This window comes from Brachybacterium kimchii (assembly GCF_023373525.1).
Classification (GTDB): Bacteria; Actinomycetota; Actinomycetes; order Actinomycetales; family Dermabacteraceae; genus Brachybacterium; species Brachybacterium kimchii.
In genome coordinates this window covers 3636290-3650169 of the sequence record NZ_CP097218.1, presented here as the reverse complement: position 1 = coordinate 3650169, position 13880 = coordinate 3636290, and the positions used below count along the sequence as shown (strand labels likewise).

The 13880-nt window shown below is 66.5% G+C and carries 8 protein-coding genes; 4 read left to right on the top strand and 4 right to left on the bottom strand.

Features of this window, described 5'->3' with window-relative positions; all coding sequences use genetic code 11:
• Positions 1–6: 6 nt before the first annotated feature.
• The 4 genes from M4486_RS16595 to M4486_RS16580 form a co-directional block, all read right to left on the bottom strand.
• On the bottom strand, positions 7–1410 hold the full coding sequence (locus M4486_RS16595; protein ID WP_249478423.1) for a hypothetical protein: 1404 nt from the start codon (positions 1408–1410) through the stop codon (positions 7–9).
• Positions 1407–2300 carry a dihydrodipicolinate synthase family protein gene (locus M4486_RS16590; RefSeq protein ID WP_249478421.1) on the bottom strand — a complete coding sequence of 298 codons (894 nt, stop codon included), beginning with the start codon at positions 2298–2300 and terminating at the stop codon, positions 1407–1409. Before M4486_RS16590 ends, M4486_RS16595 begins: the two co-directional genes overlap by 4 nt.
• Positions 2297–3025 (bottom strand): FadR/GntR family transcriptional regulator, encoded by a 729-nt coding sequence (locus M4486_RS16585; protein ID WP_249478418.1) that lies wholly within the window; start codon positions 3023–3025, stop codon positions 2297–2299. Before M4486_RS16585 ends, M4486_RS16590 begins: the two co-directional genes overlap by 4 nt.
• A 1010-nt stretch (positions 3026–4035) precedes the next feature.
• Entirely contained in the window at positions 4036–5175 is a 1140-nt protein-coding gene (locus tag M4486_RS16580; RefSeq protein WP_249478416.1) for a zinc-binding dehydrogenase, read from the bottom strand.
• A gap of 356 nt (positions 5176–5531) precedes the next feature.
• Here M4486_RS16580 and M4486_RS16575 point away from each other — a divergent pair, with 356 nt between their 5' ends.
• The 4 genes from M4486_RS16575 (at position 5532) to M4486_RS16560 (ending at position 13863) form a co-directional block, all read left to right on the top strand.
• Positions 5532–7193 (top strand): alpha-L-arabinofuranosidase C-terminal domain-containing protein, encoded by a 1662-nt coding sequence (locus M4486_RS16575; protein WP_249478414.1) that lies wholly within the window; start codon positions 5532–5534, stop codon positions 7191–7193.
• 250 nt (positions 7194–7443) lie between these two features.
• Complete coding sequence (locus M4486_RS16570) at positions 7444–10230, top strand: ATP-binding protein (protein ID WP_249478412.1); 2787 nt, start codon at positions 7444–7446, stop codon at positions 10228–10230.
• A 10-nt stretch (positions 10231–10240) separates the two neighbouring features.
• Positions 10241–11260 (top strand): hypothetical protein, encoded by a 1020-nt coding sequence (locus M4486_RS16565; RefSeq protein ID WP_249478410.1) that lies wholly within the window; start codon positions 10241–10243, stop codon positions 11258–11260.
• Between the two features lie 863 nt (positions 11261–12123).
• Positions 12124–13863 (top strand): DEAD/DEAH box helicase, encoded by a 1740-nt coding sequence (locus M4486_RS16560; RefSeq protein WP_249478409.1) that lies wholly within the window; start codon positions 12124–12126, stop codon positions 13861–13863.
• Positions 13864–13880: the final 17 nt, after the last annotated feature.

Here is a 13880-nt window from a genome sequence, read left to right as displayed (position 1 = left end):
GGCACCTCAGGTGTAGAACAGCTGCGCGGTGAGCACGGAGTCCTGGTCGCTGATCAACCGAAGCCAGTGCGCGGAGAATCCGGCGGGGAAGACGTAGGACTCGAGTGCGCCCGGAGCCACGGTGAGCACCGTATGGGTCCCGAAGGCGGCGTCCCCGCGGGGGTCGATCTGGATCGTGACCGTGACGTCGGCACCGCCGTGGTTCTGCAGGTGCAGCACCTTTCGGTCGAAGCCGGTCATCAGGTAGGGATCCGAAGGCTCTCCGGCTGAGACCTCGTCCTCCCACCACGGACCGCCCCAGCCGGCCGCCTTGCCGTAGGACCACAGGTCATCGGTCTTCCCGAACCAGAGGCCGGACTGCGGTTCCGCAGTGGTCACGTTGTGGCCGGTGCTCGGGGAGGCGTTGTCCGCGCCCATCACCAGCATGCCGAGCCAGGAGCAGAAGTCGCCCAGCACCCACAGGTGGGTGGAGATCGGTCGCACTCCCCAGACTCGGCCGCCGTAGGCCCACGGCGAGAGCTCGTAGTACATCCCGTGGTGGTCCAGCAGCAGGCGCTCGTGCTCGGTCTCGCGGATGCGCGGCCACTCCGTCTGCCACTTGTGGTCGAAGGTGTGCGAGGCCTTCGGCAGCCGGTAGCGGGTCCACGTCTGGTCGGACTCGCTGAAGACCTGGAGGATCGCGGAGGCCCGGTCCCAGCCGCTGGCGAAGATCGTGCCGGCGAATTCTCCGCGGCCGCCGATGGCGGTGAAGGGCTTCCGCTCCAGGATCCGCCAGGACTCGCCGTCGAACTCGGCGAGCCGACCACGAGCGCGCTCGCCCGCCCATTCCGCCTCGCCGTACTCGTTCGAGCAGACGAGGAAGCGCCCGTAGGCGGTGTAGCAGTCCTTGTAGTGGACCTTCCACTCGCCCTCGGTGGTCAGCTCGTCGTTCAGGTCCCACACCAGGGCGGTCTCCAGGGTGAGCACGTCCAGCTCGAAGACCAGCCCCTCCATCGTCAGCACGTAGACGTGGGTCTCAGGGGTGCGAAGGTGGTGGGCGGTGCCGCACAGCCGGTGCTCCTGAAGCTCGGGCACCACGTGGATGGTGTGGTCCTGCTCGATCACCTGCGGCCCGATGACCAGCCGGCCCGTCGGGTAGTGCACGAAGCGGTTGGTGTAGGTGCCGTCGACGCCGACGGTCTCGGGCACCACCTCCATGCTCATGTCCGGCTGGATCCGGCGCAGGCTCACCCCGGAGCCGCTGCGGGCCTTATGCGAGGTGTAGTTCTGGACGTAGAGGGCCCCGTTCCAGGGCATGAGCGCACCGACCCCGATCTCGGTGCGGGGCGGGCCGAAGTCGGCGATCTGGGCAAGGGAGGGGAACACGCCGGAGACCTGGAGAGGTTGGACGGCATCGTCGGTCGTGGTCACGAGGAATGCTCCTGGGTGAGAAGGGTGGACAGGAGGTCGTCGATCTCGCGCCGCTGGAAATCGGTGATGGCGGGCAGCGGGGCTCGACCATGACCGGTCTCGATGCCCGCGCGCCGCAGCGCCTCGCGGAGGAAGAGCAGGAAGTCGTAGCGGCCCATGTGGGCGATGAACTCGTTGGCGATGCCCTGCCGGCGGAGGGCAGCGGCGAGGTCCCCGTCCGCGACGTGGTCCGCGACCTGCCGGTAGACGCCGCCGATCACGTTGTAGGTGGATCCGATCCCGCCGTCGGCGCCGAGGGCGAGGCCGCCGATCAGCACCTCGTCGGAACCGTTGAAGACTACGAAGTCCGGAGGGGACTGGCGGATGATCTCGACGAGAGGGTGGAGATCGGTCGAGGTGTACTTCAGGCCCTGGAGGATCCCTTCGTCGGCGAGCCGGAGGAAGAAGTCCGGCGAGAGGTCGACGTGGCTGCGGCCGGGGATGTGGTACGCGATCAGGGGTGTCGGGCCGGCCGCGGCGGAGAGCTCGCGGAAGTACGCGGCGAGCTGGGCCTCGTCGAAGTTGTAGTAGATCGGGGTGACAGCGCTGACCGCGTCGGCGCCCGCCTGGACGGCGTGCTCGGTGAGGGACAGCGAGGTGCGGGTGTCCAGGCAGCCGGTGTGGGCGATCACGGGTCCGCGCCCGGCGACCTGCTCGACGGCTCCGGTGATGGTGGCGCGTCGTTCGTCGGCGCTCTGCAGGTAGGCCTCGCCGGTGGAGCCGGAGACGAAGAGCCCGTCCACGCCCTGGTCGAGAACGTGGTCTATCAGCTCCGCCTGCCGCTCGAGACTGAGTTCGCCGTGATCGTCGTAGGCGGCGATCAGCGCCGCATGGATGCCGGCGAGCCTCATGCCGGCCGCCCCTCGGGTGCGGAGGCTGGGGAGGTAGGGGCGGCCTCGACGTTGCTCTGGATCGGTGCGAAGTGCACGGCCACCGCTCGGGTCATCCGCTGGGCGTCGCCGCTGCGGATCGCGTCGATGATCTCCTGGTGGTCCTCAACCGCATGGTGGTTGATCGGCGCCGGAGCGATCGCGGCGAACCGGGCGTGGACCTCCCAGAACGTCTCGATGAGCTGGTTCAGCATCTGGTTCCTGAGCGGCTCGAACAGGGCCAGGTGGAAGGTGTGGTCGAACCCCCGCGGCACCTCGCCCGCCATCGACTTCTCACGCATCTGCGCGACCAGCTCATCGAGGGCGTCGAGCTGGGCTTCGCTGAGCTCCTTGCTCGCCTGGACGATGAGAGCCTCCTCGATCGCAGCCCGGACCTGCAGGATCTCTCGCAGCGAGGTGTCGTTGACAGTGAGCTGGTAGGGCAGCGCGTCGACGACGGGGCGCAGGCTGAAAGCACCCACGTAGAGGCCGCGTCCTCGACGCACGTCGACGATGCCGAGCATCTCCAGACGGCGGATCCCTTCCCGGACCGAGGACTTGCTCATGCCCAGCAGCTGGCAGAACTCCCCCTCGCTGGGGAGGGGGTCACCCGGGTGCAGGCCGTTGTCGACGATGTGCTGTCGGATCGCCTGCTGAGCCTGGTGGGACAGCGGAAGCCGCCCCTCATCGCCTTCGGTGCGTGTCATACACCACAGTAGATAGCGGATATCAGATATCTGTCAAGCGACCGATCCTTGCGTCAGTTGGCGGACTTGCCGCGATCCCCATCTCGCTACTCCGGCCTCCGCCGCCCACCCGAAGTCATCGCGTCCCTCGTCGTCCTGGCGAGAACGGGAGTCAACTTCCTGAGTGCATAGAGGCCCTCGACGTTGACGGCGAGGGGCTCGACGGTCTCGACGAACGTGCGCTCTCCCGGAGAGCCTCGTGTATACGGCGCGAAAAAGCACCACGCTCGGTTGTGCCAGGGAGTGATCGGGGGGCCCGTCGAGCGGCCCGTGCAATCGCGATCCGCGCGACAGCTCGACCGCTCGACAGCCGTAGCGACGATAGGAGGAGCCACGTGCCGAGATGCCGCTGCTTGGATTCTGCAACTGCTCCTGCCGTCCCACACGGGCAGGGCTGCTCGGAGTTCAGGAGCGGGACGCGCCCGATGCCACCGGCGAGACTCTGGGCATCCCGCTGCAGTGCCCCCCCGGCGACGACGCCAGCGCCCACGCGGGCCGCGAGCTTCACGAAGATGAGGGCCCGCGCCTCGAGGTAGACGGTGATCCTGCGCAGGCGGGTTCGCTCGTCAGCGTCTCCATCGCAATGATCGCCTTGGGCCTGAGCTCCCTGTCGGGCTTGGGGTCGCCGCCGGCCTCATCGTCGGCGTCACCATCCTGCGGTACTTCTCTGCATCCGACTTCACGGTCCTCACCGGTCGCCGAGCCTCCGCTGCATCCGCTGAAGTGATCACGTTCCGAGGCACGTCTCTGAGGTCACGGCCAGATGCCGATGCCTCTACGCCGCCCACTGCGCATCGCTTCGCTCTCTTGTCTGTGATGGTCCCCCGCCGGCACCTACCCGGCGAAGCGAACTCCTCTGTTCCGAACGAATCATGAAGGTTTCACGTCTCCCGACAACCGGACGCCCCCCAAAAAAAAAGGGCGCTCGACAGGAGCGACTCCACGTTCTGCTCGGACTCCAGTCGCGGAGGTCACCTGAGTTCCGGCCGCACCACAACCAGCCCCCGCCCACGGATCTCGCGGTCGTTCAGCTTCCGGTACGCCTCACCGATCTCCTCGAACGTGAACCGATCGGTGATCAGCCGCTCGAGGTCGATGTTGCCCTCGGCGGCCAGGCGGATCACCTCGGGCATCGTGGTCGAGGCGGGGGCACCGAAGGAGCCGAGGATCCGCAGCTTGCGTCGCACCAGCTTGGCGATCTCCACGTCGAGGGTCTGCCCGGCCGGGGCGATCCCGGCGAGGACGGCGCGGCCGCCGTCGTCCAGCAGGTCCACGGCGAGGGACACGGTGGCCACGGAGCCGAGGGCCTCGAAGGCGACGTCGACGCCGTGGCCGAGGAGTCGTCGCACCTCGTCGGCCGCATCTTGGGTGCTGGAGTTGATGACGTCGGTGGCGCCGAGCTCCGCGGCGAGCGCGAGCTTCTCGTCGTCGATGTCGACGGCGATGACGCGCTGCGCGCCCGCGGCCCGCGCGAGGTGGATGATGCTCAGCCCCACCCCGCCGGTGGCGACCACGGCGACGTTCTCCCCGGGCTGCACGTCTGCGACGCCGCGCACGGCTCCATAGCCGGTGAACAGGCTGCAGCCCAGAATCGCCGCGTCGTGCAGCGGCACCTCGTCGGGCAGCGGGAACACGGCCCGGCCGGGCACCACGCAACTGCGGGCGTGGCCGCCCATGGAGTACATCGCCACGTCCTCGCCCTCGCGACTGTACCGGGTGGTGCCGTCGTAGAGGTGGCCGGCCAGTCTGTTCTGCTGGAAGAAGGTCTCGCAGAGGTCCTCGAGTCCCTTCTCGCAGTGCCGGCAGGTGCCGCAGGGCATGATGAAGCTGCAGGCCACGCGGTCGCCCGGGGCGACATGGGTGACGCCTTCGCCCACTTCCCGCACCACGCCGGAGACCTCGTGGCCGAGCACGGCCGGGGTCGGGAAGGCGACCTCGTCCTTCATGACGTGGAGGTCCGTGTGGCAGACCCCGCAGGCGGCGACGTCGACCAGCACCTCGCCGGGGTGCGGGGCGGCGACGTCGATCTCGTCGGCGTGGAGTCGCTCAGGGCCGACGGCGGTCGAGTCCTCGGCGGGCTCCAAGACGAAGGCAGGAACGTGCTGCGGCATAGCGGGCACCTCGGGGTCTCTCTGCTCGGCGTTGAGAAGGTTCCTCACTGATCATGGTCCTCGGAGTTCGCGCCGGTCAAAGGCGTGCCACGGGTGCGCGTCGACTCCGCCGTCGGCCGTTTCCACGGGTGCGCAGGTAGCGTCCACGCATCCCTCGCCCTTTCCGTGGTTCCCTCTGCGGGGCGATGCGCTCTGGGGCAGGATGGAGCAGTGCCTTCCCTGCGGCACGCGGAGAACGTGCGTCATCGGTGATCACGGCAGGGACGCCGGATTCCATGCGCCCCGATGACGGGTCTCCTGAGACGCGATGCCCGCTCGCACGCCGTCGTACACACCCACGCATCCGAGAGGACCCCGTGCATTCCCCCTCCACCCCCACCACCACGGTCACCCCCACTGCCCAGATCGCTCTCACCCACTCCCCCGACTCCGCCGCCCTCGACTCCAAGATCTACGGCCACTTCCTCGAGTCCGCCTTCTTCGGGAACATCGAGGGCGGCGTCTTCGACGAGGGCTCGCCGCTCTCGGTGACCGGCGACGGCCCGCTCGACGGCTGCCGACAGGACGTGATCGACGCCTGCCGCGAGCTGGGCATGCCGGTGGTGCGCTGGCCGGGCGGGAACTTCACGTCGGCCTACTGGTGGCAGGACGGCACCGGGCCGCGGGACGAGCGTCCGCGCCGGCTCGAGCTCGCCTGGGGTTCGGAGGAGACCAACAGGTTCGGCACCCCGGAGTTCCTCGCCTGGTGCGAGGCGACCGGCGCGACCCCGTACCTCGCCCACAGCTGCCGCAGCGTCGAGGACGCCGCCCGCTGGGTCGAGTACTGCAACCACACCGGCGACACCGCGATGACCCGCCAGCGCTCGGCCGACGGCCTCGACTCCCCGCGCCCCGTCCCGATCTGGGGCATCGGGAACGAGGTCTACGGTCCCTGGCAGATGGGCCATCGCAGCGCCGAGCAGTACGCGCACGACGCCCGCGAGCACGCCCGCTTCATGCGCGCCGTGGACGGCTCGATCCGCTTCGTGTGCGTGGGGCTCGACGACGACCGCTGGACGGACGTGGTGGTGCGCGAGCTCGGCGAGCTCACCGACTGGTTCTCGGTGCACGCCTACGGCGCCGGCTTCCACCTGGTGGATCCCAGCCGCGAGGAGTTCGACGCGATCGTCGCCCAGGCGATCCACATGGAGCAGGTGCTGCAGGGCTTCTCGCAGAAGGTCGCCGCCGCGGCGAACAGGCACGGCATCACCAGCCCCTTGCAGATCGCCTTCGACGAGTGGAACATGCGCCACTACGAGCCGCGCAGCTGGCCCGAGCCGCAGCCCGGCGCCGACGGCGGCATCGCACCCCGGGACACCTCCGGCCCGGCCGACGCTCCCGGCGTCGCGGCCGACGTCGGCTGGAAGGTCAATCGGTACTCCCCCAGGACGCTCGCCGACGCACTGTTCTACGCCGGGGTCTTCCACGCGATCCACCGCACCGCCGGCAACCGCGTGCCGGTGACCATGGCGAACACCGTCAACCTCGTCAACGCCAACGCCCTGCTCGCTGTGCGCGAGGGAGGCCTGGTGAAGTCGGCGACCTTCCACGTGTGGGACCTGTACCTGAACCACTTCGGCACCCGGCCCCTGCGGGCATCGGTGTCCGGCCCCGCCGTGACCCTGCCCGTGCGCCACGAGCAGGGCTGGGGCGGCGAGGCGCAGTGCGTCGACGTGCTCACCTCCGTCGCGCTGCTGGACGTCAGCGCCACGGAGTCGGCCGACGGCTCACGTCGCTACCTCGCGGTCATCAACCGCTCGGCCGACCAGGACGTCGAGGCCACCCTGAGCGTCGAGGGCGAGCTCGTGGCCGGGCCCGTCACCGTGCACAGCCTCGGCGACGGGGTCGAGGACCTGTTCGCGGTGAACACGATCGAGGAACCCGACACCGTCGCCCTGCGGGAACGGTCGGTGGAGCTGGAGGATGGGAGGTTCACGGCACCGGCGCACTCGGTGAGTGTGCTGTCGTGGGTGGTATAGACAGGCCGCCACGACGCACGGATTTCGGGATGACCCCGGGTCAGGGTCGTGGTTACCCTTCAACAGGTTATAGGAGTCTTAGCCACACCTGTTGATCGAAGAGGGGCTGATGCCGGGCGATCGGCAACCGAAGGCATCGGGGCGGCGATCCCTCACTTTCATAACGTTCGACCAAGGATTTGCATTCCACCTGAGCAACACCCAAGGCTCGCCTCGGCTAGGATAGGTGCGAGCCGTCACGAGGGGGATCATGCACGAGGGAATTGCACACGGACTCAAACCAGCCGAGCTCGAGTGGGTTTGCGGCGGAATCATCCGAGATATCGCCACGGATCTCGACGAATGCCCTGCTGACCTACCAGAATTGATGGCCCCAAGTCACGACGGCGGCATTGAAGCAAAGGTGCAGACTAAGTCCGGGTATCTCGCGGTACAATGCAAAGCATACAACGACTTCGCGAGTGAGACCAGAAGCATCAAGTCCTCTTTTGCGACATTTCTGGATAGCCCCGAACACGTCACCGTGAACCGGTACGTCTGGTGTTCCACAGCACGCAGAACGAGTGGTACCGGTCCGCCAGCCGGACGCAAGACCGGGAATGATTCGAAAGCGACTGACGCAATCCGGTCGATGCATGCTGCGGCAACAGCTAAGCAGCGCAAGGTCACGGTAACCGTCCTTTTCGCCGACGATCTCGACCGAATACTCCGAGAGCGGCGCCCAGAGTATTTCGCTGTCATCTCGGCGAAATCCCCACTGCAGCGTGCAGCAGTGGACCGGCACTCTAAGTGGCAGGCATCGCAGATACTTTCCCGCCTTGGCAGCGATAGCGCACCACGGATCGAGTTCCCGATCCAGCAGACCGCAACATTCCTCGACCGGTTTATCGCAGCCTCTAATGCGCCTCGCTATGTGGAGGGCAAGGAGATAGGAGTGATGCTCAACGAGCTCGAACAGCGAGCCCGGTGCCTGCACTCGGATCAACCGCTCTGCGAAAAATTGGCGGCGAGCGTGCGCACCCTCACGCACGAGGCCTCGCATTTGACATCCCAACCTGTCGTCGCATCTCGGGATGAGGCCCTCCGAGTTCGCACTCTGCAAAACCATGTGCAGTCTACACTGAATGACGCGATCGATATTCTTGAGGGTGCAACAGCCGCCGCGTCAGAGATCTCTTCTGGTGACTACCAGAATTGGTTATACGCGGATGAAGTCAAACGGTGCGCGAGATCATTGATCGCCTTGCTCGCCGATGTGGAGTTGATCAACTGCATGATCGACGCAGTGCTGTCTCGCACGCTCCTAATAACAGGGCGATGGGGCACCGGTAAGAGCTTTCAGCTCGCGATGCTAACCCGTCGTGCATTAGCTGCAGGTGTGCCGGTGCTGTTGCTGCGGGGACGCGATTTCACTCGACCGGACGCACCGATACTTTCCCAGCCATGGCGTAATGGACTCGACAATGAGAACGCCGAAACCGCAGCCGTAGCAGCAATGCTCGATGCCATCGGTCGCCGCAGTAATCATCCGCTCTTTATCATCATCGACGGGCTGAACGAATCGTCTATTGAAGACCCCGCAGCGGCGCTGCGCCATCTCCAGGAGATGATCCAGCGCTTCCCGAATCTGCGGCTCATCCTCTCGAGTCGCAGAGATCGTATGGAAATGGCGGACGACTCGCTACCTGAACTGGTCCACAAGTCGCCTGACCGGGTGACCATGGCTCGATCCGTGGAACTCGCCCTCCAAGCTCGCCCCGGGACGAGGTGGCACGCTGCGCTCACCAATCCGCTGCTGGCTTCCGTAGCGGTCCTCGTGCTCACGGCCGACCCGGGGGCATCCGATCGCCTGCTCAGCCGCACAACCCTGTTCGACGCTTGGGTGGAACTGCTCGCAGCGGAGGCATCTGCAGTTCTCGACGTGCCCGTGGCAACGATCCGGCGACTGATCGACAATCTTGCGGAGGTCGGCGGCGAACGGAGCATCATCGAGCTGTCAGCCGAGACGCGACTCCATTCAGACCGTGTGGACCGCATCGTCCAGCAGCTCGCAGACGACGGTTTCCTGGAGTTGGACTCGCCCGCGCGGGACACCGTGCGCTTCCGCTGGGACGCGATGAACGACATGTTGCAGATGCGCCATGCGATCCAGGCGGGCAGGCTCGACGCCCTTCTCTCGGCGCGTGATGAAGACCGCAGGTTCGCCTTGTCGAGCTTGGCTGCCGAACTCGCCCCCAAAGAGAACCCCGCCCATGAACTACCCGATCTCAAGCTAACGTCGATTTCGGCTGAGGAAAGCGATGTGGCGTTTGCACTGTCTCTCGGTTCTCGCGCCGACGGTGAGATCACCCCCAGGACACGACAGCTCGCAGAACGACTGCTCGACAGCGGCGGCGAGATGAGTGAGATCATCGTGAGGTCGGTGCTCGATTTGCCGCACCGCAAGATGCTAGGCGCTCGCTGGCTGAACCAGTTCTTGCGAGGGACCCCCTTGCGCCGGCGCGCTCGTTTCTGGCCACAAGCCCTGGAGAGTCTCAGCGAGGCGTCACAGTTCGATCAGAAGAACCTCGAATCGCTGCTGGGTTGGTATGTTTCAAACCGCTGGAAGTCCCTCACCGAAAATGGTTCAGAATCAGCCGTTGAACTGCTCGCCTGGATGGGGTGCGCCGCATCCGGCACGGGATTGCCCGAACTCGCCGTCTGCAGCCTAGTCGAGATACTCCACCGTGACCCTTCGACGCTCGAGCCCGTGCTGCACCGACTCCGGGACGTCGACGACGATCACCCGCACGACGCACTATTCACCGCAGCAGCAGGGGTAGCCGCCCGGTGGCCGGAATCCGCCGCTGCACGGACCATGCGCAGTGTCTGCTCGCGCGCACTGTATTGCACCCCCCCGTCCGCAGTCCTATCGATCACTAGCCGCGATCCACACCGTAATTCAATCCGAGCAACCCATGCACGAATTCCTCAGCCAATCGTTACCGCCCCTAAAACGACGCCGCTCACTGCGACTGCGACCGCTCATCGGCGATGAGGATCGAGGAATGTTCGCAGACGGACGAGGGCCTTACAAGGCAATGGTCTTCGAATCGCGCATCCTGTCCTCGCTCGGTATCGCGGGGGGATACCACCAATGCCTTGCGAAAGGCGGTCAAACAGATTCCCAACATGACCACATCGGTTCGCTAGTGTTCGGTCGATGGCTCGCACGGCAGTACGCCGAGCACCGCGCCGGCGCACGGATGTTCTCGATGCGGGAAGGCACCATCAAAGCTGGCACTGCCGCGAACCCGGCGGGCGATCTCCTGGAACACCCCGGCGGCGCATGGGACTTCTACGTCGACCCAACGGCACCAATGGACCTGCTACTCCATGCTGACGACACAGTGCACTCGGGCACCTGGTGGGCACTTCGCTCCATGCCCGCCTCAGGCTCGGTCGCCGATCTTCGTGTGACCGCGCCAGATGGTGTCACTTGGATCGTCATCGATGGTCGTTTTCGGTTTCTCACCCCACCCCGTGCGGCATCGTCGCGACCCACTCCACGGCTCGGGCGCTCTCGCTGGTCCATCGAGAGCACAGATGACGGCCGCCCCCTGCCAGGCCGAACCCGGCACGAGGTCTTGCGCGTCGACGGCGCCACCTTGTCTCCGCGCTCAGCGGCTTTCGAGACACAGTCTCCCGCGCGCAGTAGAAGACTCCGCTTCGCGGACAGCTTCGTGCTCCCCTCTGACGGCGGAGAAATGGTGAGCACCCGGAGCGACGGAAACGTGGCTCCACCCACTGCCGATGCACTCGAGCTGCTGAACGCACGGTGGTCGGGCGATGGCCTGGACTGCGTTGATGGGTCGGGGACCCTCGTCATCACCGATCCCGCAGTCGGCCAGGATGCGCCCCACGCCGTCCTGGTGCGCGAAGACGCCCTCGTCTCGGCACTGAGGGGCACCGGTCAACAGCTGACCATCCAGTTAGAAGCAGTGAACATCCTCTCCCGCACCATAAACACCCCAGTGACGCAAACCATTGTCGTCGAGGGGGACATTGCACCGATAGATAACACCTGATCTGACTTACCGACTGGGCGCAAACATCGCAAAGGAATTCGTAGGTACGCGATATGCACGAATCCGCGACCCCATATTCGCCCAGCGCGGGAACTTTCTCCTGCGTGCCGCTGCAGGTCTCCGACCTGCTCGCGGAAACCCCTGGCGCGCTAGTGCTCTGCTTGGCCTCTAAAGGGGAGCCGCTCCGCAAACCCCTGTCTACCTCGGACGTGGGCGGCGGCGAGGGCAGGGGCGCTGTGGGCTCCCTGCGCGTGCCGCTTGCACACCTCGTAATCCTTTTCCCTTGTGGCCACCTATTCACTGTTTCGTAATATACCAAGAAGGGTCACAATAGATCTGAACTGGCGGTATGTCGCCTTCTCTCCGAGGAGTTCGGGTCCGTGCGACACCGCAACTCGACGAGATGATCCGCGCGGGACTTTGGCTTCCCAAGAGCAGAAGATTAAAATGCGCACGCTGCGGTCTACACTCATCAACGATGCTGGGAGCGGACCAGCCGAGCCGCTCGACGTGGACATGCACCTAGACGACAAGCGACAATGGTCACTCCGCGTATCAGTAACGTTGCTCGGCCCGACCTCTCCACGATCTGGGACCACACCGAAGGGTGTTGGCACTGCGCGAAAGTCGACATCTACGTCCACGTGCGCTACACGGCCGTTATGGGCGTCATTGGGATGCCCGAGCGCGGACGCCACGTGGAACAAATGCAAAAGGGGTTCCTCCGTCACGTCATCGGGACCCATCTGCTCTACTTCGCGGTCAGCGATGGCGATTTCACTCTGGTTCGCGACCTGTACAAGCGCATGGCTCCTGCACCCCGCCCCTAACCGCAGCTCGCTCCGCCTCGCTATCGTCGACGGGTGCTTGCTCCCCGTCGCTCCACCACTCGCCATCGCAAGTCCTCGCGCCGTCGCACCTCGAGCGGCTCGCGCCACGCACTGAAGGACCTGCCCTTCGTCGGCCCCGGCGAACGCCTCTGGGTCCTCGACGTCCCCTACGGCACCCATATCGAGGGCGCCACGTGGCACCCCGCCGTCCGCATGCACCTGCACGTCGGCCGCACCCTCCCCCAGCATCTCGAGCACTTCGCCCCCGGCCCCCACACCCTGGGCCGGTTCCTCGAGAACACGCTGAACCCCGACTCCCTCGCGCCGATCCCCGAACCCTCCGAGGACTTCGAGCCCCGGCAGAACCAGTACGAGGCGGCAGACGCGATCGCCGAGCGCGCCGCGGCCGGTGGCCGGCAGTTCCTGCTGGCCGACGAGCCGGGCGTCGGCAAGACGATCTCCGCGGTGCTCGGCGCGAGCGCGGTGGGGTCTCTGCGCGACGCTCAGCGCGTGCTCGTGGTGGCGGACCGTCCGGCGGCGATCACGATCGGCCACTGGTGCCGCACCATCACTGCGCTCGGCGACAGCGGCCTGGAGTGGGTTGTGATCACCTGGGACCGTCTGGAGAAGGTCGCGGAGTACGAGTGGGACGTGATCATCGCGGACGAGGCGCACGCCCTGCGCCGCACTACGACGAAGCGCTGGAGGCTCTGGGCGAAGATCTCCGGGCACACGAAGTCACACGATGCGGTGCCGTTCGTCATCGCGACGACCGCGACGCCCGGCCACACTCCCCTCGAGCTCCCCTATCTCGCTCCTGCCTACGCGCAGGTGCACGGCGAGTCGATGAAGGAGTGGACCTCGGCTTCGAAGATCGACGCGTCCTTCGCCGATGCCCTCGAGCGCCACGGGATCGGCCTGGAGCGAGGGCGCTACGGCGCCACCTGGACGACGGACCCCGCACGCCGGGCCGAGGATCTTGCGCGGGTGCGCACCTGGCTCGAGGACGCGCAGCCGCCCGCCATGCTGCACCGCGCCGCGCCCTGGGGACCTGTGCCGATCTCGGGAATGCCGGTGGCGCTCACGCAGGCCGAGCGCGCGGCGTACGAAGCCGAATGGGGCGAGTTCTGCCGCGAGATGGACCTGGCCCGGCGCGGACGCAACACCGCGAAGGGCCGCGCGGCCCTGCTGAGGTTCCGCCAGAAGGCCGGGCTGATCCGCGTCGACTCGACGGTCGCCTGGATCGCCCAGCAGGTCGAGGCGGAGCGGCAGGTGGCATGCTCGGTCGAGTTCGTGGGCACCGCGGCCGACCCGATCACCGAGCGTCTGCAGGATGCTGGACTGGAGGTCGCGACGATCTTCGGACGGGACCGTTTCGACGTCGAGGCCGAGCGACTGAAGTTCCAGAGGGGCGAGGCGAAGGTCTGCGTGTTCACCTCGGTCGCCTCGATCAGCCTCCACGCCGGCGAAACCCTGCCCGATGGTCGGCAGGCCAGCACGGAGCCGCGCGTCGGTGTCTTCCACCAGGCCCGCTTCTCGGGCATCGCCGGCCGGCAGGTCACTGGCCGCACCCACCGCGACCACCAGGTCTCGCCCTGGCACATCGCCTATGCGCAGGACACCGTCGAGGAGCAGGTCAGCAAGGTGATGGTGGAGCGCATCGCCGCCGCGTCGGACACCGTGGGCGGGGACACCGAACAGTTGACCGACGTCGCACAGCTGCTCGGGGCGGACTGGCTGCCGGCGGGGAGCCTGGCGGACGGGGCGGGGTGACTCGCACGGAGCGTCGA